General features: G+C 65.9%; 28 protein-coding genes and 1 riboswitch. Of the genes, 11 read left to right on the forward strand and 17 right to left on the reverse strand.

Features of this window, described 5'->3' with window-relative positions; all coding sequences use genetic code 11:
• Window positions 1–14 precede the first annotated feature (14 nt).
• Genes ACT2BZ_RS21195 through soxG form a run of 3 tightly spaced genes read left to right on the forward strand, consistent with a single transcriptional unit; the run spans window position 15 to window position 3,887 of the window.
• On the forward strand, window positions 15–317 hold the full coding sequence (locus ACT2BZ_RS21195; RefSeq protein WP_457937538.1) for a sarcosine oxidase subunit delta: 303 nt from the start codon (window positions 15–17) through the stop codon (window positions 315–317).
• Window positions 314–3,307, forward strand: coding sequence for a sarcosine oxidase subunit alpha family protein (locus ACT2BZ_RS21200; RefSeq protein ID WP_457937540.1), 2,994 nt, complete (start codon window positions 314–316; stop codon window positions 3,305–3,307). The genes ACT2BZ_RS21195 and ACT2BZ_RS21200 overlap by 4 nt, the downstream gene beginning before the upstream one ends.
• Window positions 3,300–3,887: a sarcosine oxidase subunit gamma family protein gene (soxG, locus tag ACT2BZ_RS21205; protein WP_457937542.1), complete on the forward strand. Its 588-nt coding sequence runs from the start codon at window positions 3,300–3,302 to the stop codon at window positions 3,885–3,887. Before ACT2BZ_RS21200 ends, soxG begins: the two co-directional genes overlap by 8 nt.
• Here soxG and ACT2BZ_RS21210 read toward each other — a convergent pair.
• Window positions 3,880–4,548 carry a TetR/AcrR family transcriptional regulator gene (locus ACT2BZ_RS21210; protein WP_457937544.1) on the reverse strand — a complete coding sequence of 223 codons (669 nt, stop codon included), beginning with the start codon at window positions 4,546–4,548 and terminating at the stop codon, window positions 3,880–3,882. The two genes, soxG and ACT2BZ_RS21210, sit on opposite strands and share 8 nt — an antisense overlap.
• 78 nt (window positions 4,549–4,626) lie before the next feature.
• Between ACT2BZ_RS21210 and ACT2BZ_RS21215 the strand changes: the two genes are divergently transcribed.
• Window positions 4,627–5,103 (forward strand): anthrone oxygenase family protein, encoded by a 477-nt coding sequence (locus tag ACT2BZ_RS21215; protein ID WP_457937546.1) that lies wholly within the window; start codon window positions 4,627–4,629, stop codon window positions 5,101–5,103.
• Here ACT2BZ_RS21215 and ACT2BZ_RS21220 read toward each other — a convergent pair.
• Window positions 5,100–5,810: a nitroreductase gene (locus tag ACT2BZ_RS21220; RefSeq protein ID WP_457937548.1), complete on the reverse strand. Its 711-nt coding sequence runs from the start codon at window positions 5,808–5,810 to the stop codon at window positions 5,100–5,102. The two genes, ACT2BZ_RS21215 and ACT2BZ_RS21220, sit on opposite strands and share 4 nt — an antisense overlap.
• A 172-nt stretch (window positions 5,811–5,982) precedes the next feature.
• On the opposite strand from ACT2BZ_RS21220, the gene ACT2BZ_RS21225 reads away from it, so the two are divergent.
• The 4 genes from ACT2BZ_RS21225 (at window position 5,983) to ACT2BZ_RS21240 (ending at window position 12,780) form a co-directional block, all read left to right on the forward strand.
• Window positions 5,983–6,588 (forward strand): helix-turn-helix domain-containing protein, encoded by a 606-nt coding sequence (locus ACT2BZ_RS21225; protein ID WP_457937549.1) that lies wholly within the window; start codon window positions 5,983–5,985, stop codon window positions 6,586–6,588.
• Between the two features lie 34 nt (window positions 6,589–6,622).
• On the forward strand, window positions 6,623–9,073 hold the full coding sequence (locus ACT2BZ_RS21230) for a GcvT family protein (RefSeq protein WP_457937550.1): 2,451 nt from the start codon (window positions 6,623–6,625) through the stop codon (window positions 9,071–9,073).
• Between the two features lies 1 nt (window position 9,074).
• Window positions 9,075–10,256, forward strand: coding sequence for a pyridoxal phosphate-dependent aminotransferase (locus ACT2BZ_RS21235; protein ID WP_457937551.1), 1,182 nt, complete (start codon window positions 9,075–9,077; stop codon window positions 10,254–10,256).
• A 79-nt stretch (window positions 10,257–10,335) separates the two neighbouring features.
• On the forward strand, window positions 10,336–12,780 hold the full coding sequence (locus tag ACT2BZ_RS21240) for a GcvT family protein (protein ID WP_457937552.1): 2,445 nt from the start codon (window positions 10,336–10,338) through the stop codon (window positions 12,778–12,780).
• 42 nt (window positions 12,781–12,822) lie between these two features.
• Here ACT2BZ_RS21240 and ACT2BZ_RS21245 read toward each other — a convergent pair whose 3' ends face one another.
• Genes ACT2BZ_RS21245 through ACT2BZ_RS21285 form a run of 9 tightly spaced genes read right to left on the reverse strand, consistent with a single transcriptional unit; the run spans window position 12,823 to window position 20,047 of the window.
• A complete protein-coding gene (locus tag ACT2BZ_RS21245) occupies window positions 12,823–13,194 on the reverse strand; it encodes a type II toxin-antitoxin system death-on-curing family toxin (RefSeq protein ID WP_457937553.1) in 372 nt (123 codons plus the stop codon).
• Window positions 13,195–13,431, reverse strand: a complete 237-nt coding sequence (locus ACT2BZ_RS21250; RefSeq protein ID WP_457937555.1) for a type II toxin-antitoxin system Phd/YefM family antitoxin — start codon at window positions 13,429–13,431, stop codon at window positions 13,195–13,197. It lies immediately after the preceding gene.
• A gap of 44 nt (window positions 13,432–13,475) precedes the next feature.
• On the reverse strand, window positions 13,476–14,060 hold the full coding sequence (locus ACT2BZ_RS21255) for an NAD(P)H-dependent oxidoreductase (protein WP_457941401.1): 585 nt from the start codon (window positions 14,058–14,060) through the stop codon (window positions 13,476–13,478).
• 8 nt (window positions 14,061–14,068) lie between these two features.
• Window positions 14,069–14,650: an NAD(P)H-dependent oxidoreductase gene (locus ACT2BZ_RS21260; protein WP_457937557.1), complete on the reverse strand. Its 582-nt coding sequence runs from the start codon at window positions 14,648–14,650 to the stop codon at window positions 14,069–14,071.
• A 10-nt stretch (window positions 14,651–14,660) separates the two neighbouring features.
• A complete protein-coding gene (locus ACT2BZ_RS21265; protein WP_457937559.1) occupies window positions 14,661–16,064 on the reverse strand; it encodes an FAD-binding oxidoreductase in 1,404 nt (467 codons plus the stop codon).
• A gap of 4 nt (window positions 16,065–16,068) precedes the next feature.
• Window positions 16,069–17,370, reverse strand: coding sequence for a cytosine deaminase (locus ACT2BZ_RS21270; protein WP_457937560.1), 1,302 nt, complete (start codon window positions 17,368–17,370; stop codon window positions 16,069–16,071).
• Between the two features lie 2 nt (window positions 17,371–17,372).
• The gene (locus ACT2BZ_RS21275; RefSeq protein WP_457937562.1) at window positions 17,373–18,230 is read right to left on the reverse strand and encodes an ABC transporter permease; all 858 of its coding nucleotides are present in this window, start codon (window positions 18,228–18,230) and stop codon (window positions 17,373–17,375) included.
• Window positions 18,217–19,035, reverse strand: coding sequence for an ABC transporter ATP-binding protein (locus ACT2BZ_RS21280; protein WP_457937564.1), 819 nt, complete (start codon window positions 19,033–19,035; stop codon window positions 18,217–18,219). Before ACT2BZ_RS21280 ends, ACT2BZ_RS21275 begins: the two co-directional genes overlap by 14 nt.
• Before the next feature lie 10 nt (window positions 19,036–19,045).
• Window positions 19,046–20,047, reverse strand: a complete 1,002-nt coding sequence (locus ACT2BZ_RS21285; RefSeq protein ID WP_457937565.1) for an ABC transporter substrate-binding protein — start codon at window positions 20,045–20,047, stop codon at window positions 19,046–19,048.
• A 241-nt stretch (window positions 20,048–20,288) separates the two neighbouring features.
• On the opposite strand from ACT2BZ_RS21285, the gene ACT2BZ_RS21290 reads away from it, so the two are divergent.
• Window positions 20,289–20,672: a RidA family protein gene (locus ACT2BZ_RS21290; protein ID WP_457941402.1), complete on the forward strand. Its 384-nt coding sequence runs from the start codon at window positions 20,289–20,291 to the stop codon at window positions 20,670–20,672.
• Between the two features lie 80 nt (window positions 20,673–20,752).
• Window positions 20,753–21,556 carry a creatininase family protein gene (locus ACT2BZ_RS21295; protein WP_457941403.1) on the forward strand — a complete coding sequence of 268 codons (804 nt, stop codon included), beginning with the start codon at window positions 20,753–20,755 and terminating at the stop codon, window positions 21,554–21,556.
• Window positions 21,557–21,565: 9 nt separating this feature from the next.
• On the opposite strand, the gene ACT2BZ_RS21300 is transcribed toward ACT2BZ_RS21295, so the two are convergent.
• Together ACT2BZ_RS21300 and cobD are read right to left on the reverse strand one after the other, a co-directional pair.
• Window positions 21,566–22,075 (reverse strand): tyrosine phosphatase family protein, encoded by a 510-nt coding sequence (locus ACT2BZ_RS21300; protein ID WP_457937566.1) that lies wholly within the window; start codon window positions 22,073–22,075, stop codon window positions 21,566–21,568.
• A complete protein-coding gene (gene cobD, locus ACT2BZ_RS21305; protein WP_457937567.1) occupies window positions 22,072–23,115 on the reverse strand; it encodes a threonine-phosphate decarboxylase CobD in 1,044 nt (347 codons plus the stop codon). Before cobD ends, ACT2BZ_RS21300 begins: the two co-directional genes overlap by 4 nt.
• On the opposite strand from cobD, the gene cbiB reads away from it, so the two are divergent.
• Window positions 23,114–24,082, forward strand: coding sequence for an adenosylcobinamide-phosphate synthase CbiB (cbiB, locus tag ACT2BZ_RS21310; protein WP_457937568.1), 969 nt, complete (start codon window positions 23,114–23,116; stop codon window positions 24,080–24,082). The genes cobD and cbiB overlap by 2 nt on opposite strands.
• A gap of 24 nt (window positions 24,083–24,106) precedes the next feature.
• Here the strand turns inward: cbiB and cobO are convergent, their stop codons facing one another.
• From cobO to ACT2BZ_RS21330, 4 genes are read right to left on the reverse strand one after another with little or no spacing between them, the layout of a single operon-like run.
• Entirely contained in the window at window positions 24,107–24,724 is a 618-nt protein-coding gene (gene cobO, locus ACT2BZ_RS21315) for a cob(I)yrinic acid a,c-diamide adenosyltransferase (RefSeq protein WP_457937569.1), read from the reverse strand.
• Window position 24,725: 1 nt separating this feature from the next.
• A complete protein-coding gene (gene cobU / locus ACT2BZ_RS21320; protein WP_457937570.1) occupies window positions 24,726–25,241 on the reverse strand; it encodes a bifunctional adenosylcobinamide kinase/adenosylcobinamide-phosphate guanylyltransferase in 516 nt (171 codons plus the stop codon).
• Entirely contained in the window at window positions 25,234–25,986 is a 753-nt protein-coding gene (locus ACT2BZ_RS21325; protein WP_457937571.1) for a CbtA family protein, read from the reverse strand. The genes cobU and ACT2BZ_RS21325 overlap by 8 nt, the downstream gene beginning before the upstream one ends.
• A gap of 15 nt (window positions 25,987–26,001) precedes the next feature.
• On the reverse strand, window positions 26,002–26,181 hold the full coding sequence (locus tag ACT2BZ_RS21330) for a CbtB domain-containing protein (RefSeq protein ID WP_457937572.1): 180 nt from the start codon (window positions 26,179–26,181) through the stop codon (window positions 26,002–26,004).
• 35 nt (window positions 26,182–26,216) lie between these two features.
• A riboswitch (cobalamin riboswitch) is annotated at window positions 26,217–26,408 on the reverse strand.
• Window positions 26,409–26,559: the final 151 nt, after the last annotated feature.

Genomic DNA, 26,559 nt, shown 5'->3' on the forward strand with positions numbered 1-26,559 from the left:
GGCAAAAGAGCGAGATGATCATCACCTGTCCCTATTGCGGCCCGCGCGACCTCTCCGAATTCGCCTACCAGGGCGACGGCAACCGCAAGCGCCCCGATCAGGCTTCGACCAGCCAGAAGGCCTGGAACGCCTATGTCTACGACCGGCTGAACCCCGCCGGCGAGCATAACGAGATCTGGCAGCATGCCGGCGGTTGCCGGCGTCATCTCGCCGTCACCCGCAACACGCTGACTCATGCAATCTCGAAGGTCGGATTTGCAGGCGCGGGCGCCACCAGGAAGCCGGCACCGCGCCGCAAGCCGAGGCAGAAATCATGAGCCCGCGCCGCACCGCCAGCGGCGGGCTGATCGACCGATCGAGGAGCATCCGCTTCAGTTTCGACGGCGATTTCTACACCGGTCATCCGGGCGATACACTGGCCTCGGCCCTGCTGGCGCAGGGCGTCACGTTGTTCGGCCGCTCGTTCAAGTACCACCGCCCGCGCGGCGTGCTGACGGCGGGGGTCGACGAACCGAACGCGCTGGTAACCGTGCTGCGCGGCGATACGCGCGAGCCCAACATCCCGGCAACCATGCTGGAGATCTACGACGGTCTGACCGTGGTCAGCCAGAACCGCTTTCCCTCGCTGGCCTTCGACGTCGGCGCGGTCAACCAGCTCGGCGGCAAGATCCTGGGCGCCGGTTTCTACTACAAGACATTCATGGGCCCGGTCTTCGGCCCGCTCAAGGGCACCCGCTTCTGGATGTTCTGCGAGCACTTCATCCGCCGCGCCGCCGGCCTCGGCCGCGCCGGCAAGGTTGCCGACCCCTCGCGCTACGAGCGCATGAACGCCTTTTGCGACGTGCTCGTCGTCGGTTCCGGCCCGGCCGGCCTGATGGCGGCGAAACAGGCCGCTTCAAGCGGCGCGCGCGTCGTGCTCGCCGACCTCGAGCCGAGGCTCGGCGGCTCGGCCAACTGGTCGGGCGAGAGCATCGACGGCACGGCCGCCGCCGAATGGGCGGCAGCGACGGTCGCCGAACTGAAGGCAAGGCCGAACGTCCGGCTGCTGCCGCGCACCACCGTCTGGGGCTATTACGACGACAACACGCTGTCAGCCCTCGAACGCGTCACCGACCACAAGCGGACCGCCCGCAAGGGCGAGCCGCGCCAGCGGCACTGGACGATCCGCGCCGGCCGCGTAGTGCTGGCAACCGGCGCCTTCGAGCGACCGATGGTGTTTCCCGGCAACGACCGCCCGGGCGTGATGCTGGCCGCTTCGGCGGCGCGCTACGCGACCGAGTTCGGCGTGCTGCCGGGAGGGAAGATCGCCGTCTTCGCCAACAATGACGGCGCCTACCGCTCGGCGCTGGCGCTGCGCGAGGCCGGCACCTCGATCGTCGCCATCGTCGACGTGCGGGCCGAGGTCTCGACGGCGGCACGCGAACTGGCCACGAAGGCCAAGGCCGAGATCCTGGCCGGACAGGCGGTCGTCGCCACCGAGGGCGGCAAGACCCTTTCGGGCATCAAGGTGCAGACTTTCGATGCCGCGACCGGTGTCGTCAGGGGCGATGCCCGCTCGATCGATGTCGATTTCCTCGCCGTCTCCGGCGGCTGGTCGCCGATCATCCACCTGGCAAGCCAGGCCGGCGCCCGGGCCGTCTGGGACGAGAAGGTGCAGGCCTTCATGTTGCCGCCCGCCACAGAGCGCTGGACCGGCGCCGGCGCCTGCGCCGGAGAGTTTTCGACCGGCGAGGCGCTTGCAGGTGGTGCCGCGGCAGGCTCCTGGGCCGCCGGAGGCGCCAGGGCGACCGACCCGGTACCGGAGGCCGGCGGCGCCGTGCTCGACATCGCCCCCGCGCCGGTCTTCGAAATCCCCGCCGGCGGCAAGGCCTTCGTCGACTTCCAGCACGACGTGACGGCCGACGACGTGCGGCTGGCGCATCGCGAGGGCTTCATCTCGGTCGAGCATCTGAAGCGCTACACCACGCTCGGCATGGCGACCGACCAGGGCAAGACCTCCAACATTCCGGGCCTCGCCATCATGGCGAACGCGCTCGGCAAGCAGATTCCCGAAGTCGGCACGACCCGTTTCCGCCCGCCCTTCGCGCCCGTCTCGGTCGGTTCGCTCGCCGCCGAACGCTATGGCGAAATCAGGCCCGAGCGGCTGACGCCGATGCACGACTGGCATGTCGACAACGGCGCGACGATGTATTCGGCCGGCCTCTGGCATCGCCCGATGATCTACGCCAAGCCTGGCGAGACCGTCGACCAGGCCTATGTGCGCGAGGCCCGCACGACGCGCGAAAAGGCCGGCATCGTCGATGTCTCCACCCTGGGCAAGATTGCCGTGCAGGGGCCTGACGCTGGTGATTTTCTCGACCGCGTCTACACCAACATGTTTTCCACCCTTCCGGTCGGCAAGGCGCGCTATGGCCTGATGCTGCGCGAGGACGGGTTTGCGATGGACGACGGAACCACCTGGCGGCTTGCCGAGGACGATTTCCTGATGACCACGACCACGGCCAATGCCGGCAAGGTCATGCAGCATCTCGAATATCTGCTCGACGTCGTCTGGCCCAATCTCAGGGTCCACCTCACCTCGGTCACCGACCAGTGGGCGGGCGCGGCAATCGGCGGCCCCAGGGCGCGCGAAATTCTCGCCGCCAGCGTCACCGGCACCGCGGTCGACAACGAGACCCTGCCCTTCATGGGCATCGTGCATGGCGAGATCGCCGGCGCGCCGGTCGTCATCTGCCGCCTGTCCTTCTCCGGCGAGATGGCCTTCGAGGTCTATAGCGGCGCCGGCCACGGCACCCATGTCTGGCAGGCGCTGATGAAGGCCGGCAAGCCTTTCGGCCTGGTGCCCTACGGGCTGGAGGCGCTGGGCACGATGCGCATCGAGAAGGGCCACGTGACAGGCGCCGAGATCGACGGCCGCACCACGGCACGCGACCTGCATCTGGACTGGATGCTGTCGAAGAAGAAGCCCTTCGTCGGCTCGATGATGATGGACCGCGAGGGCATGACGTCATCCGACAGGCTGCAGCTTGTCGGCATTGTCGCCCTCGACAACAGGCCGCTCAACGGCGGCGCGCATATCGTCGAGCGTCTCGACCGCGAGACGCCGCGCGATTCCATCGGCCACATCACCGCGGCCTGCTATTCGCCGGTGCTGCGCAAGCATATCGCGCTGGCGCTGGTGCGCGGCGGCAAGAGCCGCCACGGCGACCGTGCCTACGTCTCCGACCCGCTGCGCGACCGTTTCGGCGCGGTCGAGATCGTCAGCCACCACTTCTACGATCCGGAAGGGAAGCGCCTGCATGGTTGACCAGCTGTCGCCGCTCGAACCGGTCCTGCATTCGGGCCGACACGGTCACGTCGCCAACGGCGTCGGCGTGACGCTCTCCGAGACACGCCCGGGCTCGATCGTCCAGCTCGCCGCCTGGCCGGGCAAGGAAAAGGCGCTGATCAAGTCGGTGAAGCAGCTTGCCGGCATCGCCCTCCCCGATGGCGCCGGCGGCGGCATCGCGACCGAGGCGGCAAGCGCCTTCGGCATCGCGCCGGGCCGCTTCCTGGTTATCGGCGAGGAGGAAGGGCTGGCCGCAGCCTTCGCCGCGGCGGTTGCGCGGGACACCGGCACGGTGACCGACCTGTCGCACGGCCGCACCGCGATCCGCGTTGCCGGTCCGAAGGCGGAATGGGTGCTGTCGAAAATCTTCGCCATCGACTTCGCGCTGCCGGCCTTTCCGCTCGGCTCGGGCGTCTCGACGGTGCATCACGACATCTTCGCCCAGATCCAGCGCACTGGCGCCGAACGGTTCGACATCTATGTCTTCCGCTCCTTTGCCCGCTCCTTCTGGCACGCGCTCTGCCGCGCCAGCGAAGAGGTTGGCTACGAGGTCAGGTAACGGACCCCGGCCCAGGCTCGACAAGCAACGAGTCGCTGAGCGCACGCAGCAGCCAGGCTGCGTAGGCCGTCCGGTCAGTCCCCTCGACATTCCGCATCAGCATGAAGAGCTCGGGACTGGCGAGCCGCCAGATCGCCGCCGTGGCCTGCTCCTCGTCCTGTCCGTCGCGCAGCGGCGCGGTTGCCAGCAGCGCACGCGCAACGAACCCGAGATTGCGGCGGCGTCCGTCGTGGAACTCGCGGTAGAGCGCCTGCAGCCTCCGGTCCGTCGCCGCGCCTGCGCGCACCACGTCCATCAGCGGCGCCACCCGTTCGAGCACGCCCGCAATGTCTTCGGTGAAGATGGCAAGCTGGCGACGCTGGTCGCGTGACGCCGCGATGGCGCGCGGCGCCGCCTGTTCGAGCAGCGGCACCTCCGCCTCCGCTCCCCTGACCGCGGCGCGCAGCGTCTCGACCATCAGCGCGCTCTTGCTGCCGAAGGAGGCATAGATCGTCTCCGGCGAGACCCTTGCGCGGGCTGCGATTGCCGCGATCGTCGTGCCGCTCCACCCTTTGGCGACGAAGCAGGCGCGTGCCGCCTTCAGCACGGCTGCCCGCGTCTTCGCCGTGGCGGCGGCGCGCCTTGTCTGCCGGTAGCTTCGCGGGGACTTTACTTCATCCATATTTCGCTACAGTATCACTGTATTCAAATATTGCGCAACCTTCGGCCTTTGCCCCGGGCAGCCGTGGAGACGGATCCTATGGAAAGCTTGCTCAAGCCCACCTTGCAACTCCTGGCCATCCTTGCCGCTGCCATGGTCTCAGGCAGCGTGTTCGGCATCTGGCGGGGCTACGATCCGGCGGGCTATTCGCCGGCCGCCTTCGTCGAGGTTCATCAGGGCGCGGTGCGCGGGCTGAACGTGCTTCTGCCGGCGATCGGTCTCGCCACCATCCTTTTCACCGTGATCCTGACGGTCCAGGCGGGCCGCCAGTCGCGCGCATTTCCGCTCTATCTGCTTGCCCTGCTGGGCTTCCTCGCCGGCGGCATCGTCACCCGCTTCGGCAACCAGCCCATCAATGCCGTGATCATGCAGTGGACGGCCGCGTCCATGCCGGCGGACTGGCAGGCGATGCGCGACAGTTGGTGGACCTGGCACAAGCTGCGGCTCGCAGCCTCGGTCGGCGGATTGCTCTTCCTGGTGGCCGCTGTGCTTGCCGACCGGCCAGGCGCCGGCTAGTCGAGGAAGGTCACCCACTCTTCGAGCGGCGCACGGTCGGTGCGCAGGTCGTTTTCGGGCTTCGAGACGTCCTCGTAGCCGAGCGCCATGCCGCAGACGACGATCTCCTCGTCCGGGATGCCGAGCGCCGGCCTGATCTGGTTGTGATAGGGCGCAAACGCCGCCTGCGGGCAGGTGTGCAATCCCTTGGCGCGCGCCGCGATCATGATGTTCTGCAGGAACATGCCGTAGTCGATCCACGAGCCCTGGTTGAGGCGGCGGTCGATGGTGAAGATCATGCCGACCGGCGCGTCGAAGAATACGAAGTTGCGGTCATGCTGTGCCCGCATCTGGTCGACATCGCGCTTGCCGATGCCGAGATGGCCGTAGAGCGCATAGCCGACGGCGCGGCGCCGCCCGTAATAGGGCTCGAAGAATTTTTCGGGATAGTATTTGTACTCGTCCCACTTGGCCTTCTCGGCCCGGATGCCGGACTCCAGCACGGCGCGCGACAGCCGTTCCTTGGCCGCGCCGGTGGTGACGTAGACGCGCCAGGGCTGCATGTTGGTGCCCGAGGGCGCGCGCGCGGCGAGCTTCAGGATGTCGCTGATGGTTTCGGCATCGACGGGATCGGGCAGAAAAGCCCGCACCGACCGGCGCGAAGCGATAGCTTCCTCTACGGTCTCGGCAATATCGTCCTGTATTGCGTCTTTGTCTCGTGCCAGCATATTTCCCCGCCCGGGTACGGCTATTGCGACCGTGCCCAAGCCAAAGGCCGCATACGCTCACAGCCTTTGCACTGTCACCAACTGGGGGGCAAGTAAATCTTCCCGCGCGGATGAAAAGGAACTTGATTTTTTCAACCGCCTGCGCTCTCGTGAAATTCCAATCGATTTTTTCATGGAACCCGCCCTTTTGCCCGAGTCCGCATCATTCTCACCGGCGCACTGTCTTGATGGCGACCAGATCCTGGCACGCGACCTGCGCGCGCTGCGCAAGGCGCGCGGACTGACGCTGGCCGAAATCGGCGCCAGGCTGAAGCGCTCGGTCGGCTGGCTGAGCCAGGTCGAGCGCGGCCTGTCGGTTCCCTCGCTCGGCGACCTGCGCGCCTTCGCCGAGGTCTTCGGCGTGCCGGTCAGCCTGTTCTTCGGCCATGAGGCCGAAGACAGCGAGCGCGGCGTCGTGGTGCGCGGCGCGAGGCGTCGCTCGCTTGGTACCAGCGAATCCGGGCTGGTGGAGGAATTGCTCTCGCCCGATCTTGGCGGCAGTTTCGAGATGCTGCGCTCGGAATTCGCGCCCGGCGCCGCGCTTTCGGAAACCGCGCTGCGCCAGACCGAGGAGGCCGGCTACGTGGCGTCCGGGCGCTTCGACATCGAGATCGACGGTATCTGGCATCACCTCGCCGAGGGCGACAGTTTCCGCTTCGCGGCGAAGCCGTTCCGCTGGAAGAACCCGCATGCCGAGCCGGCGGTCGTCATCTGGGTCGTGTCGCCACCCGTCTACTAGAATTGCCTGCCCGACGGCAGGATTGGGAGAAGAAATGGCTGGAATTCCTTCGACGGCGCGGGTCGTCATCATCGGCGGCGGCGCGGTCGGCGTCTCGGCGCTCTACCATCTGGCCAAGGCCGGCTGGACCGACTGCGTGCTTCTCGAAAAGAACGAGCTGACCTCGGGCTCGACATGGCACGCCGCCGGCAACGTGCCGACCTTCTCGTCGTCCTGGTCGCTGATGAACATGCAGCGCTACTCGACCGAGCTCTATCGCGGCCTCGCCGAGGCGGTTGATTACCCGATGAACTACCACGTCACCGGCTCGCTGCGCCTTGCCCACACGAAGGAGCGCATGCAGGAATTCGAACGCGCCAAGGGCATGGGCCGCTACCAGGGCATGGACATCGACGTCATCGGCGCCGACGCCATCAGGTCGCGCTATCCTTTCATCGAGACGCATGACCTGAAGGGTGCGCTCTACGACCCCAATGACGGCGACATCGATCCCGCGCAGCTCACCCAGGCGCTCGCCAAGGGCGCCCGCGACATGGGTGCCAAGATCGTCCGCTTCTGCCCGGTGACCGGGGCGCGACGCGAAAACGGCGAATGGATCATCGCCACCCCGGAAGGCGAGATTCGCTGCGAATACGTCGTCAATGCCGCCGGCTACCGCGCCGCGGAGGTCGGAAGACTGTTCGGCCGGAACGTGCCGATGATGGTGATGAGCCACCAGTACATCCTGTTCGAGGAAATCCCCGAACTCGCCGCCTGGTCCAGGGAGGCTGGGAAGAAACTGCCGCTGCTGCGCGACGTCGACACCTCCTACTATCTGCGGCAGGAGAAGAACGGCATGAATCTCGGCCCCTACGAGCGCAATTGCCGCGCCCACTGGGCCGGCCACAACGACCCGATGCCGGAGGATTTCTCCTTCCAGCTGTTCCCCGACGACCTCGACCGGCTGGAGCACTACCTCAACGACGCCATTGCCCGGGTGCCGATCCTCGGCACCGCCGGCCTGTCCAAGGTGATCAACGGCCCGATCCCCTACACGCCGGACGGCAACCCGCTGATCGGCCCGATGCCCGGCGTGCCGAATGCCTTCGAGGCCTGCGTCTTCACCTTCGGCATCGCGCAGGGCGGCGGCGCCGGCAAGGTGCTCGCCGAATGGGTGACCGGGGGACAGACCGAATGGGACATGTGGTCCTGCGACCCGCGCCGCTTCACCGCCTTTGCGTCGGACCCGGACTATTGCGTCGCCAAGGGCATGGAGGTCTACGGCCACGAATACGCGATCCATTTCCCCCACCACGCCTGGCCGGCCGGCCGCGACATGAAGCTGTCGCCGATCCACGACCGCATCAAGGCGCTGGGAGCGCAGTTCAACGCCTATAACGGCTGGGAGCGCGCCACCTGGTATGCAAAGCCGGGCGACGACACCTCGGAGGAATCGACCCAGACCTTCGCCCGCTCAGGTCCATGGGAGAAGCGCGTGCGCGAAGAATGTCTCGCCGTGCGCGATGCCGCCGGCATTCTCGACCTGCCCGGCTTCTCGCGTTTCAACCTCGAGGGTCCGGGTGCTGCCGACTGGCTTGCAGAGCAGATCACCGGCCTCGTGCCGAAGGTCGGCCGTATCGGCCTTGCCTATTTCGCCGACGAGGGCGGCCGCATCGTCACCGAGATGTCGATCGTGCGCCACGAAGACAACCTGATGACGCTGATCACCGCCGCGGCGGCGCAGTGGCACGATTTCGAATGGCTGAAGTTGCATATGCCCGACAATGCCGGCTTCACGCTGGTCGACCGCACCGAGGAGTACGCGACGCAGATCCTCTCCGGGCCCAATTCGCGGAAGATACTCGCCGAGGTGTGCGATGCCGACCTTTCGATGCCCTGGCTGACGCATCAGGAGACCACCATCGCCGGGCGCTGGGCAAAGCTCCTGCGCGTCTCCTTCGCCGGCGAGCTCGGTTGGGAAATCCACACCAAGGTAGCTGACACGCCCACCATCTTCGACGCCGTGTGGGAAGCCGGGCAGAAGCACGGGCTGAAACCCTTCGGCATGTTCGCGCTGAATGCGCTCCGGCTGGAAAAGGGCTACCGCGCCTGGAAGGGCGACCTGTCGACCGACTACACCATCCTGCAGGGCGGGCTCGACCGTTTCGTCAAATGGGACAAGCCCGCCTTCCGCGGCAAGGCAGCACTCCTCGGCGAGAAGCAGCAGGGCGTGAAGAAGCGATTCGTGACGCTCGCGGTCGACGCCGGCGAGCATGATGCGCCCTACATGTCGACGCTCTGGCACGACGGCAGGATCGTCGGCGAGACGACGTCAGGAGGCTTCGGCTACCGGCTGGACAAATCGATTGCGCTCGGCATGCTCCGCGCCGATCTCGCTGAACCCGGCACGAAACTCGAAGTCGAGATCTTCGGCGAGCGCTTTCCGGTCACCGTCCAGCCGGACGAGCCGATGTGGGACGCCAAGAACGAGAGATTGAGAGCCTAGAATGCCGAAACCCTCGAACCGACTCTCCGGCATCCTGCCCTCCGGCAAGGATGGCTGGGAGGTACATTTCGCCGCCATGACCCGCAAGGAAGCCGGCGAAGACATCATCATGCTGTCGGTCGGCGACCACGATTTCGACACGCCGGAAGAGACGGTCGAGGCCTGCGTCCGCGCCGTGCGGGCGGGCTACCACCATTACACGCAACTGCCCGGCATACCGCGCCTTCGCGCGGCGATGGCGAAGATCTCGACCCGCTGCACCGGGGTCGAGACGGGTGCAGACAACATCATCGCCACGCCGGGCGGCCAGCTTGCGCTCTACGCCGCCGTGCAGGGCACCCTCGACAAGGGCGATCACGCGGTGGTCGTGGCGCCCTACTACGCCACCTATCCGGGCACCTTCCGCGCCGCGGAGGCCGACTTCACCGTCGTCGAGGCCGATGCCGCCGACGGCTTCCAGCCGCGCGCCGAGGCGATCGAGAAGGCGCTGAGGCCGAACACCAGAGCCATCCTGCTCAACACACCGAACAACCCGACCGGCGCGATCTATTCGCGCGAGAGCCTGGAAGGCATCGCCCGACTCTGCGTCGAACGCGACCTGTGGCTGCTGTCGGACGAGGTCTACTGGGCGCTCGCCGAGGGCCATCACGTCTCGCCCCGCGCCCTGCCCGGCATGGCCGAGCGCACGCTGGTCATCAACTCGATGTCGAAGAGCCACGGCATGACCGGCTGGCGCATCGGCTGGCTGACCGGACCCGAGAGCATGATCACGCAGCTGACCAGCCTCAATCTCGTGACCACCTACGGCCTGACCGACTTCGTCTCGCGCGCCGCCGCCGAGGCGCTGGAAAACGACTATGGCGTCGAACAGATCGCCGGCATCTACAACGGCCGCCGAAAACTCTTCCTCGACGCCATCAGGGGCGCTAACGAGTTCACGGTGCGCGGCTCTGAGGGCGGCATGTATGTCATGCTCGATGTCTCGGCGATCGAGCCCGACGACGAGAAATTCGCCTGGGGCCTGCTCGACGGCGAACGCGTCGGCGTGATGCCGGGTTCGAGCTTCGGCGAGGCCGCTGCCGGCCACATCCGCATCAGCCTCTGCCAGCCCGACGAGATCCTGCTGGAAGCGGCGGCGCGGCTGCGCCGCTTCGCCTCGGCCTACCGCAGCAAGGCCGCATAATCGTTCAACACTCCCCTCGCCCGGCCGCGACTTTGGCCAAGCCGGCCGAGGGCCTCTCTTTCCGGAGCACCGAGAGCCGATGGTAGAACTTCCCAAGAGGGCCCGCGCCGTCATCATCGGCGGCGGCGTATCCGGCTGCTCGGTCGCATATCACCTCGCAAAGCTCGGCTGGACCGACATCGTGCTGCTGGAGCGCAAGCAGCTGACGTCGGGCACGACCTGGCATGCCGCCGGCCTGATCGGCCAGCTGCGCGGCTCACAGAACATGACGCGGCTGGCGAAATATTCGGCCGACCTCTACGTCAAGCTGGAGGAAGAGACCGGTGTTGCCACCGGCATGCGCCAGGTGGGCTCGATCTCGGTGGCGCTGACCGAGGAGCGCAAGCACGAGCTCTACCGCCAGGCGACGGTGGCGCGCGCCTTCGACGTTGACGTGCGCGAGATCTCGCCCGCCGAGGTCAAGCAGATGTATCCGCATCTCAACACCGACGGCGTGGTCGGCGCCGTGCACCTGCCGCTCGATGGCCAGTGCGACCCGGCCAACATCGCCATGGCGCTCGCCAAGGGCGCCCGCCAGCGCGGCGCAAGAATCGTCGAGGGCGTCAAGGTGACCGCCGTTCACCAGAAGGACGGCCGCGTCAGCGGCGTGTCCTGGGCACAGGGCGGCGAAGAAGGCACCATCGACACCGACATCGTCATCAACTGCGCCGGCATGTGGGCGCGCGAGCTCGGCGCGAAATCGGGCGTCTCGATCCCGCTGCATGCCTGCGAGCACTTCTATCTCGTCACCGAGGCGATCCCCGGGCTCGGACGCCTGCCGGTACTGCGGGTGCCCGACGAATGCGCCTACTACAAGGAAGACGCAGGCAAGATGATGCTCGGCGCCTTCGAGCCGGTTGCAAAGCCCTGGGGCATGAACGGCATTTCGGAGGATTTCTGCTTCGACCAGTTGCCCGAGGACATGGACCATTTCGAGCCGATCCTCGAAATGGGCGTTAATCGCATGCCGATGCTGGCGACCGCCGGCATCCATACCTTCTTCAACGGGCCCGAGAGCTTTACGCCCGACGACCGCTATTATCTCGGCGAGGCGCCGGAACTGGCCGGCTACTGGATGGCGACCGGCTACAATTCGATCGGCATCGTCTCGTCGGGTGGCGCCGGCATGGCGCTGGCGCAGTGGATCAACGACGGCGAAGCGCCCTTCGACCTCTGGGAAGTCGACATCCGCCGCACCCAGCCGTTCCAGAAGAACCGCTCCTATCTGAAGGCGCGGGTGACCGAGACGCTCGGCCTGCTCTACGCCGACCATTTTCCCTACCGCCAGATGGCCTCGGCGCGCGGCGTGCGCCGCTCGCCGCTGCACGAGCATCTGAAGGCGCGCGGCGCGGTGTTCGGCGAAGTCGCCGGCTGGGAGCGCGCCAACTGGTTCGCCGGGGAAGGCCAGGAGCGCGAATACCGCTACTCGTGGAAGCGGCAGAACTGGTTCGACAACAACCGCGACGAACACCTGGCGGTTCGAAACGGCGTCGGCCTGTTCGACATGACCTCCTTCGGAAAAATCCGCATCGAAGGCCGCGACGCGCTGGCCTTCCTGCAAAAACTCTGCGCCAACGATCTCGACGTGGCGCCCGGCAGGATCGTCTACACGCAGATGCTGAACGCCCGCGGCGGCATCGAAAGCGACCTCACCGTCAGCCGCCTGTCGGAAACGGCATTCCTCGCCGTGGTGCCCGGCGCCACCCTGCAGCGCGACCTCGCCTGGCTCAGAAGGCATGTCGGCGACGCCTTCGCCGTCATCACCGACGTGACGGCCGCCGAAAGCGTGCTCTGCCTCATGGGACCGCGCTCGCGCGACCTGATTCAGAAGGTCAGTCCGAACGATTTCTCCAACGAAACCAATCCGTTCGGCACGTTCCAGGAAGTCGAGATCGGCATGGGGCTGGCGCGCGCCCACCGCGTCACCTATGTCGGCGAACTCGGCTGGGAGCTCTATGTGCCGACCGACCAGACCGCCCACGTCTTCGAGGCCATCGAGGAAGCCGGCGCCGACTTGGGCCTGAAACTCTGCGGCCTGCACGCGCTCGATTCCTGCCGCATCGAAAAGGCGTTCCGGCATTTTGGCCACGACATCACCGACGAGGACCATGTGCTTGAGGCCGGCCTCGGCTTCGCTGTGAAGACCGGCAAGGGCGATTTTCTCGGCCGCGACGCCGTGCTGAAGAAGCACGAAAAGGGGCTGGAGCGCCGGCTGGTGCAGTTCCGCCTGCGCGATCCCGAGCCGCTGCTCTTCCACAACGAAGCGATCGTCCGCGACGGAAAAATCGTCGGCACCATTACCTCGGGCAATTACGGCCACCATCTCGGCGGCGCCATCGGACTCGGTTACGTGCCCTGCAAGGGCGAAGGCGAAGCCGATGTGCTGGCCTCGTCCTACGAGATCGAGATCGCCGGCGAGCGCCATGCCGCCGAGGCCTCGCTGAAGCCGATGTACGACCCGAAGGCGGAAAGGGTGCGCGCCTAGGTGCGGTCGAAGGATGCGGGATCTCGCCGCCCGGCGCGATCCTCAAATCGGCGAGACATGCTCGCGCAGCCACGCTTCGAGAACCTGCTTCTGGAACGTGCCGGCTTCAAGGTGCTGGTAAATGAAGGCAATGACGTCGTCCGGCTCGGCTTCCAGCCTCGAACCGTTAAGGCCGAGAAAGATGTCCATGCAGGCAAAGGCGACGCGCTTGTTGCCGTCGACGAAACCATGATTCATGGCCAGGCTTTCCCACAGAGCAGCGGCCTCCTCGATGAGGTCGGAATAGTAGCCGGTCTGGGGACGAAGCAGTGCCGACTCTATCAAGCCTAGGTCACGAACGCCCTCCGCTCCACCAAAAAGCCGCAACTGTTCAGAGTGGATGTAGAGCGCATCCTCTAGCGCCAGGTAGTCCACCTACTGGGCCAAGGCCTTATAGACCTTCGTCCAACGACGGGCGCTGTCGGCGTGCAGCTTTCGCACGGCCAGGCTGACCTGGCCGCCGGCCGCATCCGACAGACGTCGGAATTCTTCCGGCGACAGCACGACAGCAACGTCCCGCCCCTGGCGCTGGACTCGCACAGGTCCAGACTGCGCCATGTCGATCATTTCACCGAAGCGGTTCTTTGCGTTTGATGCGGACAGGGTCTTCATGGGGGCTAATTTAGCCGAATTGTCTAAAATAGACAAGTCTCCATCTAAAACCTCGCCAGCCTGCGCTTCACCTTCTTCAGGAATGCCGCGCGGCTTTCCGCCGTCGAGCGGTCCATGTCGTAGTGCGCGAGGTAGAACGTCCGGCAGCGTCCGGCGCAGAGCGCCCGCAGGCCGCGCAGGATCGTCTTTCGCCCCGGCTGGCCGATCATCACCGACCACCACCACGGCGCGCCACAAGTGGTGACGATGCCAACACGACCGATATGCGGGACGAGCGAAACGATACGGCCGCCGTCGGCCGGGAGCTTGAAGGCAACGTCGGTCGCCCAGACGCGGTCGAGCCAACCCTTCAGCATGGCCGGCAACCCGTACCACCACGTCGGATAAACGAACAGGATCGCCTGTGCCCATTTGAGATTTTCGATATGAGGCGCGAGTTTCGGATCGGTCGGCGCGCGATCCATCTGGCGGCGTTCCTCGGCGCTGAGGACCGGATCGAATCCCTCGGCGTAGAGGTCGACCAGCCTTATCTCCCAGCCGCGATCGGAAAGCGCGGCGACGGCCGTATCGCGCAGCGCCGCACCGAAACTTTCCGGCACCGGATGGCAGTAAACGACGAGGCACCTCACTGGTGGCATCAGAAAGCGTCCATTTTCGCCGCCACCTTGGCCGTGAATTTTTCGCGTGTCTCCGGTGTGGAAAGATTCATGGAATAATGCGCCAGATAAGATACCGGTGCGCCTGGCTTCACGGTCAAGCGCAGCGTGCGGCTGACGAGCTTTTTCGGCGGATTGCCCATCAATACCGCACGAAACCAGCTGCCGCCATAGGTGGTGACGGCCGCAACCTTGCGAATGTTGTGAAGATTGGGTGTCGCCTTGCCGTCGACCATCCGGAACGAAACGCCGGGCAGAAACACGCGGTCGAAAAATCCTTTGAGGATGGCCGGAAACCCGTAGTTCCAGACGGGGAAGGAAAGCACCAGCGCTTCGGCGTCGAGCAGGCGGCGGACATAGGGATCGACCGCGTCTTGAGGCCCACGCGGATCATGATACGCGAGCCGCTCGGCACGGGTAAGGCGCGGATCGAAATCCTCAGCGTAGAGATCGCAATCGTCGACGCTGTGGCCGGCAGCCGTCAGCCTCTCGACGATCAACCGGTGCAGCGCCGCGTTGAAACTCGTCTCGACCGGGTGCGCGTAGAGAACGAGGATATTCATGCCAAAGCCACTAGGACGCCCTCTGCAGGCCCTTGAACAGGAAGGTCTTGCCCGTCCGAAAATCGTAGTCGGGGTTCTCCCAGGCAATCATCTTGCCAGGGTTGAGAAGGCCCTGCGGGTCGGCCTCCCGCTTGAAGGCTAGCTGCACCTCGTCGGTCTGCTTCATGCCGCCTTCCTCCAGCGTGTAGCGGTGCGGGTTGAAGATCGGGCAGCCATTCGCCTCGAAAGTGCGGATGATCTCGTCGAGACGCTCCTCCGTCGTGAAGCGGACGAGGTTGAGGCCGAAGCAGGTGATGTTGCCGTCGAAGCGCACGAATTCGAGATGCGAAAACACCTCACCGGGGAAGAGCCCGTCGATCTTCTCGACGAGTTCCATGTGGCCGGGAAACGGATAGAGCGACTGCAGGTAGGTCATGGCAGGATCGACGCGCAACGCCCTCAGCGTGGTGTGGTTCCAGGCAAGCTCGTAGGCCGGCGGCAGGCCCTTCCTGTCGGCGTCCGGGGCGGTGGCAGCGTTATAGAGGACGGCACCGCCCACGCGCCTTGTGAAAGCGAGGAAGGCGTCGAGCGAATGCGGCGCGACCATAACGGCGCAGATGCTCTGCCCCTCGCTGAGGAATTTCTGGTGGCGCTTGAAATAGAGCCAGGGCACGGGCGCGGCGATCGGTGTGATCAGCTTGGTCAAGAGCCCGTCCTGACAGGCCAGCGCATTGCCGTAGCGCGCGGCATCCATGAAGCTGTCGAAGCCGACGATCACGTCGACCCAGTCATAGGCGGCCGTCAGCGGCATCTCGACCTCGGTGATGATGCCGTTGGTGCCATAGGCATGCGTGACCTTGTGCAAATCCTCGCCGGTCAGGTCGAGCACCCTGGGTTCTGCCTCCATGGTGACGACGCGCAGCCTGAGCACGTTGCCTAAGTCGCGCAGGCCGCCGAAATTGATCGATCCGACGCCGCCCGAGCCGCCCGCGATGAAGCCGCCGATCGAGGCGGTGTGATAGGTCGAAGGGTGCATGCGCAGTTCCTGGCCCGAATGCGCCCGCGTCGCCTTGTCGATGTCTGCGATGATGGCGCCGGGACCGCAGGTGACGCGGCCGGGTGAAAACGCCGTTACCGAGTTCATGTCGGCGAGCGACAGCACGACGCCGCCCGACAGCGGCATGGCCTGGCCGTAATTGCCGGTACCGGTGCCGCGCGGCGTCACCGGCACGCCGTGCCGGTGACAGGCGGCGAGCACGCGGATCACTTGCGCCTCGTCCTTCGGCGAAACGACGATGTCGCCGGTGACGTTGTCGAGCTGGCGCTTCAGCACCGGGCTGTACCAGTAGAAGTCGCGGCTCTTCTGCTGCACGATCGCAGGATTGTCCTCGATCCTGATACCCTCGAGGTCCTGTTTCAGGGCGGCTACATCCATTCCGTCACACCATCAAATCGTCGAGTTCGGCATAGTCGGGTATCTCGCGCAGGATCGCCCGGCCGTCGCGAACGACGATGCGATCGGATTCGGGCCGCGACAGCAGTTCCGTCCAGCTGCGGCCGCGAAAGACGACGAAGTCGGCCGGCCCGCCCTCAGTCAGGATACCCACCCCGTCAAGTCGCATGATCTCGGCCGGCGTGGCGGCGACCGATCGCGGCCAGTCGGCCACAGGATGGTCGAAATGCAGGATGCGCGTCGCCATGCGGTAAACCTCCAGCATGTCGAGATCGCCATAGGCATAGAAGGGGTCGCGCGTATTGTCGGAAGCCACGGCGACAGGAATGCCGCGCGCCTTCATTTCGTGCAGAAGGGTCACGCCTCGCCAGCGCGGCGTCGTGCCGTCGGCGCGCCGGTCCTGCAGATAGAGATTGCACATCGGCAACGACACAACGCCGAGCCCGGCACGCGCCACCTTGTCAAGCGTGTCCAGTACCTCGCGGTCGGGCTGGCGCGCCAGCGAGCAGCAATGGCCGACAAGGATCCCGCCCTTGAACTCGTTCCAGATCGCCGCCTCGGCGATCTTCTTCAGCGATACCGCCGCCACGTCGTCGGTCTCGTCGGCGTGGAAATCGAGGTCGAGCCCGTGTTCCTTGGCGGTCGCGAAGACATGGTCGACCAGTTCGTCGAGGTCAGGCAGCATGTAGGTGACGACGCCGAGCACCCCCTTCGCAGCCGCCACGCGTTTCGCCAGCCTGGCGAACCACTTTCTGTCGCGCACGCCCTCGATGCCGAGCAGGCAGGCACCCTGCAGCTCGATCCGGCCGCGCCATTTCTCGCGCATCATCTCGAAGACCGGCCAGGAGATTTCCTCCTGCGGCGCCACGCTGTCGATATGGGTGCGCAGCGCCTTGGTGCCGTGCGCATAGGCCGAGCACAGCGAGAAATCCATCCGCCTTGCCACGTCGTCGGCGTTCCAGCGTGCCGCGCGGTCTTCGCCGGTCGCGTCGAGCGCGCCCATGAACGAGCCGTCGGGATTGGGCTTGCGCGGCCAGATATGGCCCTTGTCGATATGGGTATGGCAGTCGACGAAACAGGGCAGCACGATGCTGCCCTTCAGCGCAATGCCGGCGGACTTCGGATCATGCGGCGCGATGGAGGCGATCTTGCCGTCATCGACGGCGATGTCGGCAAGAAGGAATCCGTCGGCATCCCGCTCCGCCGTCAGTCCCGGCGTCAGCGAGCCATGCACGCGCGCACCAAGGAGCGTGTAGGAACCGCTTGTCGGAAATTCGAGCACGCTCACCCTCACCGCTCCTGCTTCAGCGCGCTTTCGTGCCAGCGACGCAGCACGAGATGCGAGATCAGCGACAGCACGAGAAAGATCACGATGCCGGTGAAGGAGATCAGGATCAGCGCCGCGAACAGCCGTGGCGCATTCAGCCGGTAGCCGGCCTCGATGATGCGCGATGCCAGCCCCGAGGACTGGCCGGTCGAGCCGGCGACGAACTCCGCCACCACCGCGCCGATCAGCGACAGGCCTCCGGCGATCTTCAGCCCGCCGAGGAAATAGGGCATGGCGGCCGGAAGTCTCAGATGCACGAGCTGTTGCCAGCGCGTCGCGCCGTTGAGCTTGAAGAGGTCGAGCAGGTTGCGGTCGACCGAGTTGAGGCCGAGCGTGGTGTTCGACAGGATCGGGAAGAAGGCGACGATCCAGGCGCACAGCAGCAGCTTTGCCGTCTGGTTGTCGACATAGATGTTGATCAGCGGGAAGATCGCCACGATGGGCGTCACTTGCAGCACGATGGCGAAGGGGAAGAACGACATTTCCACCCATTTCGACTGCGTGAAGAGCACCGCCAGCCCGACGCCACCGGCAACAGCCAGCGCCAGTCCGAGGAAGGTGATCTTCAGCGTCACCAGCAGCGAGCCGAACAGCAGCCCGGCATCGGCGTGGAGCGTGTAGAGCACCTCGCCGGGTCGCGGCAGGATGTAGCGCGGGATCTCGTTCCACACACAAATGCGGTCCCACAACCAGATCGCCACCACCATGATGGCGAGCGGCAGCAGCCATTTGCCGATGCGTTCGAAGCGCTGAGCGCGCACCCGGCGCGCCTCCTCCGGGTCGAGTGCGAGCGACACGGCGGGGCGATCAAGGGCGGTCATCGTCGGCCCTTGCGTTCATCGCGTCGACAAGCACCTGCGACGTGTCGCGGCAGAGCGCCGCGTAGTCGGGCGACGTGCGGAACGCCTCGTCGCGCGGATAGGCGGCATCGACCGCGATCTCGCCGAAGACGCGTCCCGGCCGCGCCGCCATGACGACGATGCGGTTGGAGAGGAACACGCTTTCGAAGACACTGTGCGTGACGAAGATCACGGTGAATTTTTCCTCCTGCCAGAGCTCCAGCAGGTCATGGTTGAGCCGGAAGCGGGTAATCTCGTCGAGCGCGGCGAAGGGCTCGTCCATCAGCAGCAGGCGGGGCTTGGTCACCAGGCCGCGGGCGATCGACACCCGCATCTTCATGCCGCCCGAAAGCTCGCGCGGCATGGCTTCTTCGAAGCCGGTCAGGTGCACCCGTTCGATCATCTCGCGGATCGCCGGTGTCGCCTCGGCCCGCGAGACGCCGCGCAGCCTGAGCGGCAGCCAGACATTGTCGAAGACATTCGCCCAGGGCAGCAGCGTCGGTTCCTGAAACACGAAGCCGGTGTCGAAGCGTCCGCCGGCACCCTCGCCGCGCCAGTCGAGCAAACCGGTCGTCGGCGTCGAAAGCCCAGCAATCAGCCGCAGCGCCGTCGACTTGCCGCAGCCCGACGGCCCGAGAAGGCTCAGGAAATCGCCTTCCCGGATCGTGAGGTCGACCCTGCCCAGCGCGGTGACGCCGTTGGAGAACGTCTTGCCGACGTCTCGCAGCATCAGGAGGGGTTTTCCCCCCGCGGCCTCGGCCGTCTTGGGCTCCATCGTCTGCAGCATGCGGCCGGGCTTACTTCTTCAGGTCGAGCCCGACACCCTTGTTGACGAAGTCGAGCGTGTAGGACTTCTTGATATCGATGCCCTCGGGCAGAACCTTCGCCTTGACCATCTTGTCGTAGAAGCTCTGCACGCGCTCGTCGGTCATGGCGCCGATGCCCAGCTTCTCGGTATCGCCGGAATCGACGATGCCGAACTTCTTCATCTGCGCAATGGAGAAGGCGATCTGCTCGTCGGTGATGTCAGGATTGTCCTTCTTGATCATCTCGTTGGCGGCGGTGTTGTCGCCGTAGAGGTAATTGTACCAGCCCTTGGCCGAGCCATCGACGAAGCACTGGACCACCTCAGGCCGCTTGTCGATCGTCTCCTGCATCGTCTCGATGGTCGTCGAATAGGTGTCGTAGCCATAGTCGGCGAGCAGGAACTGGTTCGGCATGAAGCCGGCTTCCTTCTCGATGGCATAGGGCTCGGAGGTCACATAGCCCTGCTGGATCGACTTCTTGTTGGCGATGAAGGGCGCCGGGTTGAATGTGTAGGGCACGCGCTTGGAAACGTCGAAGCCGTATTCGGTCGCCATCCACAGCAGGAAGCTCTGCACACCCTCGTCGGCGATGATGTATTGGTCCGCCTTGGGCAGGTCATCCCAGGTGTCGAGTCCCTCGCCCGGATGCGACATCACCACCTGCGGTTCCTTCTGGAAGGAGGCGGCGACGACGCGCAGCGGAATGTCCTGCGCCACCGCGTCGAAGGCCTGCTGCATGTTGCCGCCCATGTAGAAGTCGATCTTGCCGGCAAGCAGCAGCGGCCGCCCGCTGACCTGCGGTCCGCCCTGCATGATGGTCACCTCGAGACCGCAGTCCGCATAGGTACCATCGGCCACTGCCTGATAATATCCGCCGTGCTCGGCCTGGGCGAGCCAGTTGGTACCGAACGTCACCGGCTCGGCAAGAACGCTGGTCGCGGAGACCGCCGCAAGCGCTACAGCGCCGGCCGGGATCGTCAGAAACTTGTGCATCGACACCACCCTCAGTTTGTCCCTCGCTCCATGCGCGGGAAATGTTGTTCACCACCGATTTGCGAAGCAAGACGCGTGCCACCGGGCTCCCTGCCACGGGACGGCCCTCAGGCGATGTGCGGTGCCGAAACAGCCAACAGGCAAGCCGTTATCGTGCCTATTTTTTAATCTCCTGTCCACGCCGCAAAGATGCCTGGCGAACATCTTGAAGAGGTGGACGGTCCGGCCCTACGATGCGCCGATGTTCAAGTACCTCACGCCGAAATCGATCCGCCCTCCCTTCGCGAAATACAGCCATGGCGTGGAGGTGCCGGCAGGCAAGCGACTGGTGCTCTGCTCGGGCCAGCTCGGCGTCGGCCCCGACGAGGTGATCCCGGAGGATGCCGGTGCGCAGGCCGAGCTTTGTTTCGCCAACATCGCGGCGATCCTTGCCGAGGCGGGACTTGGGCTCGGCGACATCGTTCGCATCAACGCCTATGTCACCGGCCGCGAGCACCTGAAGCCTTACATGGTAGTGCGCGACCGGCTGTTTTCCGAACCGGCGCCGGCATCCACGCTGATGATCGTCTCGGGCTTCGCGCGGCCGGAGTTCAAGGTCGAGATCGAGGTGACGGCCGCCGGCTAGCGGCCTGCCGCCCTGCCACGATCGTTGCGTGACCGGCTGCGGCAATCTACAAGTCGGGCCTTGTCGGAGAGCAGAGCGTGATGCCCAGAAAAGTCTGGTGGGGCGATTACCCCACCACCGAATTTGCAGGGATCGACCCGGAGGCGACCATCGCGGTGCTGCCGGTGGCGGCGATCGAGCAGCATGGCCCGCATCTTCCGGTCTCCACCGACACCACGATCATGCATGGCATGCTCGACACGGTCATCGCCCGTCTGCCGGACGATCTCGACGTCAGGATCCTGCCGGTGCAGGCCGTCGGCAAGTCGAACGAGCATCTTCACGCGCCGGGCACGCTGACGCTGCCGGCCGCCACGCTGATCGATGCCTGGACTGAGCTTGGCGCCTCGGTGGCACGCGCCGGCGTCAGGAAGATTGTTGTTGTCAATTCGCATGGCGGCAACGAGGAAATCATGGGCATCGTGACGCGCGAACTACGCGTCCGCTTCGGCATGCTGGGGGTCAAGACCAGCTGGTCGCGCTTCGGCCGGCCGGCCGGACTCTACAGCGACATCGAGGACCGCTTCGGCATCCACGGCGGCGATTTCGAGACCTCGGTGATGCTGCATTTCCGCCCGGACCTCGTCGACATGACGAAAGCCGAGGATTTCGCCTCCAGCGTGCAGCGCGCCGAGCAGGAACTCGAACTCTTGAGGCCGACCGGCACGCATGCGTTTGCCTGGATCGCCTCGGACCTCAACCCGCATGGCGTGGTCGGAGAGGCCTCGCGCGCCACCGCCGAGAAGGGCCGGCTGACGGCGGAGTTCCAGGCCGACGGCTTCGTCCGCCTGCTTCAGGATGTCCGCAAGGCAAAACTCGCGGACTGGCTCGCCCCGACCGCCTGACTTGAAGGCTCAGCCGTCGATCGGCAGCGCGAAGGGCACGCCCTCGAAGGCATCGGCCCCGCGACCGATCGCCTTGATCGCCTCGACCATGCGACCCTGGCGCCCGAGCATGGCGTCGGCCAGCGTCACCAATCGGATGTTCGGCGTCGCCGAGGGCGACAGCCAGCGCAACGTCTTGGCCAGTTCCGCCTCGTCGCGCTTCGGTGCCAGTGCCGCCGCGATGATGTAGGCCGACGCGGTAGAGCGGCTGATGCCGGCATAGCAGTTGATGACCAGCGGCCGCTCGCGGTCCCACTCTCCCGCAAAGTCGAGCAGCGTTCGGACATGCGCTTCGCCGGGCGGCGTCATGCCCTCGCGCGGCTCGGCAATGTCGTGCAGCGACAGGAAAAGATGGTGCTCCTCCTTGATCGCGGCAGGCCGCGTCATCGCAGTGCCGGCGGCAAGCAGCGAAACCAGCCTCTCGGCCCCGGCCGATGCAACCGTCGCATCGACTTTCGACAGTGGACAGACATGGATCATCGCGAACCTCCCTCGCCGGCTGAAAATGCCGCAAGCCCGGCCTCGAGCCTAGCCCATTCCTCTTCCGAGCCAGGCAGGCCCGCGCGCAGCACGTTCGGGCGCCCGTCGAAGCTGCGGATCAGAATGCCCTGACTGCCGAGCGACTTGAACAGGGGCTGCGAGAGCGGCGTGGTGAGATGGCGGAACAGGTCGGTGCCGCCATCGACCTCGAAAGCGAAGGACGAAAATAGCGCGTCGAGCCGCTCGGCGCCCTTTCGTAGCCGCGCCCGCATCATGTCGGCCCAGGCCGCGTCGCCGAGCGCCGCGATGCCGTACTCGAGCGCCGGGCCGGCAACCGACCAGGGCCCTAGCCGCTCGTCGAGCTGCTTCGCCATGTCGGGAGATGCGACGGCAAAGCCCAGCCTAACGCCGGCAAGCCCGAAAAACTTGCCGAAGGATCTGAGCACGACGATGCCGCCCTCCCCGACATCGCCGCAGAGCGATTCTTCGCGCGGTCCGACATCCATGAAGGCTTCGTCGACGACCAGCAGGCCACCCTTGCCTTTCAGCACCGCGGCGAGATCCAGCAGGCGCGCGCGGGAAACGACCCGTCCGTCCGGGTTGTTCGGGTTGACGACGATGGCGAGGTCGGCCGCAGCCAGGTCCTCGAAGTCGGTTACCTCCTGCGCGTCGTGGCCGCAGAGCGCGGCCGCGCGGGCATGCTCGGCATAGGTTGGGCCGAGGATCAGTGCACACCCTGGCATGCGCAGCGCATAGACCAGCGGCAAAAGGATCTGCGTTCCCGGCGCCGCAACGACGTGCGCGGCGGAGGGCGCACCATAGGCGCGTGCCGCGATGGCTGCGAGTTCGCGATGGCGCGAGGGTTCCGGAAGCCGGGTCAAGGCGGTGGCGGGCAGGTCGAAAAGCGGATAGGAGTGCGGGTTGATGCCGGTGGACAGGTCTATCCATGGCTCGGGCGCATCCGGAAACAGCGCGCGCGCCCGGCCGAGGCTGCCGCCATGATCCACCACCGCCGAAATATCGCGCTTCGGGAACCCCATGTCAGTACTGCTTGCCTTCCTGTCGCTCGTGCTCGAGTCGCAAACCGGCTATCCCGACCGGCTCTACAAGGCCATCGGCCATCCGGTTAGCTGGATCGGCTGGCTGATATCCTGTCTCGACCGGATGCTCAACCGCGCCACCGAGAGCGACCGCAGGCGTCGTCTTTACGGCGTGCTGGCGCTGGTCGCCATTGTCGGCCTCCCAGCAGCCATTGCAGGCAGCCTGGAGTTCCTGCTCTCTCCCTATCACGCCGGGCTTGCCGTGCTGGTGATCGCCGGTAGCACGCTGCTGTCGCAGCAGAGCCTGGCCGAGCACGTCAAGGCGGTTGCCGAGGCGCTCGAAACGGACGGGCTGGCGGGTGGCCGCGAGGCCGTCTCGAAGATCGTCGGCCGCGACCCAGAGCAGCTTGACGAGGCCGGTATCTCGCGCGCTGCCATCGAGAGCCTGGCCGAGAACTTCTCCGACGGCATCGTGGCGCCGGCCTTCTGGCTGGCGCTCGGCGGGCTGGCCGGCGGCGTTGCCTACAAGGCCGCCAACACCGCCGATTCCATGATCGGGCACCTGACCCCGACCCACCGGGCCTTCGGCTGGGCCGCGGCCCGCTTCGACGACCTGATCAACCTACCGGCTTCGCGGCTGACGGCGCTGCTGCTGGTCGCCGCGGCCGCGCTGATGCCCGGCGCCAACGCCGGTGCTGCGTGGCAGGCCGTCCTGCGCGACGCCGGCAAGCACCGTTCGCCCAATGCCGGCTGGCCGGAGGCGGCGATGGCCGGCGCGCTCGGCCTCGAACTGGCCGGCCCGCGCGTCTATTCCGGCAAGATGGTCAGGGACGCCTTCATGGGCGAAGGCGGCCGGCACATCGCGACCGCCGCCGACATCAGGCGGGCGCTGAGGCTGTTCTGGCTGGCCGACATGCTGCTGATCGGCCTGCTCGGCCTCGTGACCTTGCTGTTCGCCGTCCTGTAGGCGCGCCGGCAAAGGCCAGGACTGCTAGAACTCGATGCCCTGCTGGGCCTTCACCCCGGCGGCGAAATGGTGCTTCACGGCGCCCATCTCGGTGACGAGGTCGGCAGCCTCGACGAGCGCCGGCTTGGCGTTGCGGCCGGTCACCACGACATGCAGGTCGGGCCGCCGCGCCTTGAGCGCCGTAACCACGGCATCGAGATCGAGATAATCGTAGCGCAGCGCGATGTTGAGCTCGTCGAGCACGACGAGGCTGATCGTCGGATCGCCGAGCAACTCCAGCGCCTTGGCCCAGGCGGCTTCGGCTGCCGCAATGTCGCGCTTCACGTCCTGCGTCTCCCAGGTGAAACCCTCGCCCATCGTGTGCCAGACGATGCGGTCGCCGAACGCCGCGAAGGCATCCTTCTCGCCGGTGTGCCATGCGCCCTTGACGAACTGCACGACGCCGACGCGCTTGCCATAGCCGAGCATGCGCAGCGCCAGCCCGAAGGCGGCGGTCGTCTTGCCCTTGCCCGGACCGGTGTTGACGATCAGCAGGCCCTTTTCGGCGACCGTCTTGCCGGCGACTTCTGCGTCCTGCACGGCCTTTCGCTTGGCCATCTTGGCGCGGTGCTTTTCTTCCGCTTCCTTGTCGATGTTCTTCATGTCACTTCACCTTGAGCGGCAGCCCCGCCACCATGAAAAGCACGTGGTCGGCGCGCGCCGCGATGCGCTGGTTGAGGCGGCCGGCCGCGTCGCGGAACCGCCGGGCCAGCCTGTTGTCGGGCACAATTCCGAGACCGACCTCGTTCGACACCACGAACCATGGCCCGCGCGGCGCGGCAAGCACGGTCTCGAGTTCGCTCGAAGCCGCATCGAGATCGTGTTCGGCAAGCAGATGGTTGCTCAGCCACAGTGTCAGGCAGTCGACCAGCACCGGATGCCCGTCCGGCACAGCGCGCAATGCCCCGGCAAGATCGAGCGGCGCATCGACGGTCGTCCATCCCTCGCCGCGCCGGTCGCGGTGAAGCGCGATGCGCTCGACCATCTCCTCGTCATAGGCCTGCGCCGTGGCGATATAGCGCCAGGGCGCAGGATGGGCGACGACCAGCGTCTCGGCATGCACGCTCTTGCCCGAGCGCGCGCCGCCGAGAACAAGGGTCAGGCTCGGGGCGTCAGGCAAAGCTCTTGCTGGGCCCGCCCGCCGTTGCGAGCAGGTGCTGACGAACCATGCCCACCATGCCGCCGAGCAGCACCCAGAATATCAGGCTGGTGACGGTCGCCGCGACGACGAACTGGTGATGCAGGCCATCCGGCAGCGGGGATTCATGGCTGGCCGGCTGCGGCGCGCCGATGAGGTGCGGCGTGACAATCAGTGCCACGCCGACCAGCGAGAACACGACAGACCCGCGAAACGCAATCAGCGCCAGCCCGCCGGCCGTTGCGGCGACAGTCGCGATCCACCAGACCTGCCGGTCCATCAGGTCGGCGGTCGGCATGGTCGGTAGTTCCGGCGGCAGGCCGAGGCCGGGCGCCAGAGTAAAGACGGCGAAGCCCGCAAAACCCCAGAAGACACCCTGGCGCCAGCCGGCGATGCCGCCGGCAAATTCCGAGGCTGCAACGAGAAGCAGCGCGAAGCCTATGCCGGTGACGATGTTGGCGAGCGCAGTGAAGGCGAAGCGCTCGAAGCCGTCGGCGGGCGCCCAGGCGCCGCCGTCATGATCCTCGGCGGCGGCCGGTTCAACCTGCGCCCCGGCAGTCGCTGCCGTCGCCGTACCATGGTGATGGCCCGACATGCCCGCGCCTTCGAAGGTCTCGGCCTGGAGAATCAGCGGCACGGTGGCGAAGGTCTGCATGGCCGTCATGATGAGACCCGCAAACAGCCCCGCGATCGCCGCGGCGAACACGGCGTTGCGAAACAGGTTCATGATGTCAGATCCCGTTTAGTGGCAGGGAAAAGCCATTGAATGCCGATAGTCGTGACCGGCATTGTGGACGATCTCGGCATGCGAGAAGCCGACGAAGCCGACGACGAAAAGGCCGAGCAGCGCAACGGCGCCAAGCTGGACGGCGCGCGAAGCCGAGGAGGTGGCCGTGGCGAGAGAAGAAGCAGCGGTATTCATCCAATTGTCCTTTCGCCCTCCACCCGAGGGCACCTCGTTGACTTCCGTCGCCGGCAGGTCTCCTGGCTCGCGGAGTGTCGCCCTACCCCGCCTTCCCGAGGCGGATGCCTCAGTGGCCTTTGGGGAGAGCTACCGCTTACAGTTGCGGGGGCAGCCACGGCTTTGGGCAACAGGCCCGCACCGCATTCCCTCTCGGTCCTTCCGGAACCGACGACAGCGGTGACTATAGAGGAGAATGAAAATCCCGGCAAACTAATTAACCGACAAACACGGCGCTCTGAATGTCGCAACCGGGGCATTCATCGGCTACTGGCGCCGCCGTCCAAGGGTACGAATCGTATGATCCGGATGCGGTGAGCGCGCGGGAATTGACAAATT

The sequence above is a fragment of the Mesorhizobium sp. 10J20-29 genome (assembly GCF_054130485.1).

What these genes read in the sequence shown, in the direction of transcription:
- ACT2BZ_RS21195 (WP_457937538.1), top strand. Translation starts at nt 15, where the DNA reads ATGATCATCACCTGTCCCTATTGCGGCCCGCGCGACCTCTCCGAATTC.
- ACT2BZ_RS21200 (WP_457937540.1), top strand. Translation starts at nt 314, where the DNA reads ATGAGCCCGCGCCGCACCGCCAGCGGCGGGCTGATCGACCGATCGAGG.
- soxG (WP_457937542.1), top strand. Translation starts at nt 3,300, where the DNA reads ATGGTTGACCAGCTGTCGCCGCTCGAACCGGTCCTGCATTCGGGCCGA.
- ACT2BZ_RS21210 (WP_457937544.1), bottom strand. Translation starts at nt 4,548, where the DNA reads ATGGATGAAGTAAAGTCCCCGCGAAGCTACCGGCAGACAAGGCGCGCC.
- ACT2BZ_RS21215 (WP_457937546.1), top strand. Translation starts at nt 4,627, where the DNA reads ATGGAAAGCTTGCTCAAGCCCACCTTGCAACTCCTGGCCATCCTTGCC.
- ACT2BZ_RS21220 (WP_457937548.1), bottom strand. Translation starts at nt 5,810, where the DNA reads ATGCTGGCACGAGACAAAGACGCAATACAGGACGATATTGCCGAGACC.
- ACT2BZ_RS21225 (WP_457937549.1), top strand. Translation starts at nt 5,983, where the DNA reads ATGGAACCCGCCCTTTTGCCCGAGTCCGCATCATTCTCACCGGCGCAC.
- ACT2BZ_RS21230 (WP_457937550.1), top strand. Translation starts at nt 6,623, where the DNA reads ATGGCTGGAATTCCTTCGACGGCGCGGGTCGTCATCATCGGCGGCGGC.
- ACT2BZ_RS21235 (WP_457937551.1), top strand. Translation starts at nt 9,075, where the DNA reads ATGCCGAAACCCTCGAACCGACTCTCCGGCATCCTGCCCTCCGGCAAG.
- ACT2BZ_RS21240 (WP_457937552.1), top strand. Translation starts at nt 10,336, where the DNA reads ATGGTAGAACTTCCCAAGAGGGCCCGCGCCGTCATCATCGGCGGCGGC.
- ACT2BZ_RS21250 (WP_457937555.1), bottom strand. Translation starts at nt 13,431, where the DNA reads ATGAAGACCCTGTCCGCATCAAACGCAAAGAACCGCTTCGGTGAAATG.
- ACT2BZ_RS21260 (WP_457937557.1), bottom strand. Translation starts at nt 14,650, where the DNA reads ATGAATATCCTCGTTCTCTACGCGCACCCGGTCGAGACGAGTTTCAAC.
- ACT2BZ_RS21265 (WP_457937559.1), bottom strand. Translation starts at nt 16,064, where the DNA reads ATGGATGTAGCCGCCCTGAAACAGGACCTCGAGGGTATCAGGATCGAG.
- ACT2BZ_RS21275 (WP_457937562.1), bottom strand. Translation starts at nt 18,230, where the DNA reads ATGACCGCCCTTGATCGCCCCGCCGTGTCGCTCGCACTCGACCCGGAG.
- ACT2BZ_RS21280 (WP_457937564.1), bottom strand. Translation starts at nt 19,035, where the DNA reads ATGCTGCAGACGATGGAGCCCAAGACGGCCGAGGCCGCGGGGGGAAAA.
- ACT2BZ_RS21285 (WP_457937565.1), bottom strand. Translation starts at nt 20,047, where the DNA reads ATGCACAAGTTTCTGACGATCCCGGCCGGCGCTGTAGCGCTTGCGGCG.
- ACT2BZ_RS21290 (WP_457941402.1), top strand. Translation starts at nt 20,289, where the DNA reads ATGTTCAAGTACCTCACGCCGAAATCGATCCGCCCTCCCTTCGCGAAA.
- ACT2BZ_RS21295 (WP_457941403.1), top strand. Translation starts at nt 20,753, where the DNA reads ATGCCCAGAAAAGTCTGGTGGGGCGATTACCCCACCACCGAATTTGCA.
- ACT2BZ_RS21300 (WP_457937566.1), bottom strand. Translation starts at nt 22,075, where the DNA reads ATGATCCATGTCTGTCCACTGTCGAAAGTCGATGCGACGGTTGCATCG.
- cbiB (WP_457937568.1), top strand. Translation starts at nt 23,114, where the DNA reads ATGTCAGTACTGCTTGCCTTCCTGTCGCTCGTGCTCGAGTCGCAAACC.
- cobD (WP_457937567.1), bottom strand. Translation starts at nt 23,115, where the DNA reads ATGGGGTTCCCGAAGCGCGATATTTCGGCGGTGGTGGATCATGGCGGC.
- cobO (WP_457937569.1), bottom strand. Translation starts at nt 24,724, where the DNA reads ATGAAGAACATCGACAAGGAAGCGGAAGAAAAGCACCGCGCCAAGATG.
- ACT2BZ_RS21325 (WP_457937571.1), bottom strand. Translation starts at nt 25,986, where the DNA reads ATGAACCTGTTTCGCAACGCCGTGTTCGCCGCGGCGATCGCGGGGCTG.
- ACT2BZ_RS21330 (WP_457937572.1), bottom strand. Translation starts at nt 26,181, where the DNA reads ATGAATACCGCTGCTTCTTCTCTCGCCACGGCCACCTCCTCGGCTTCG.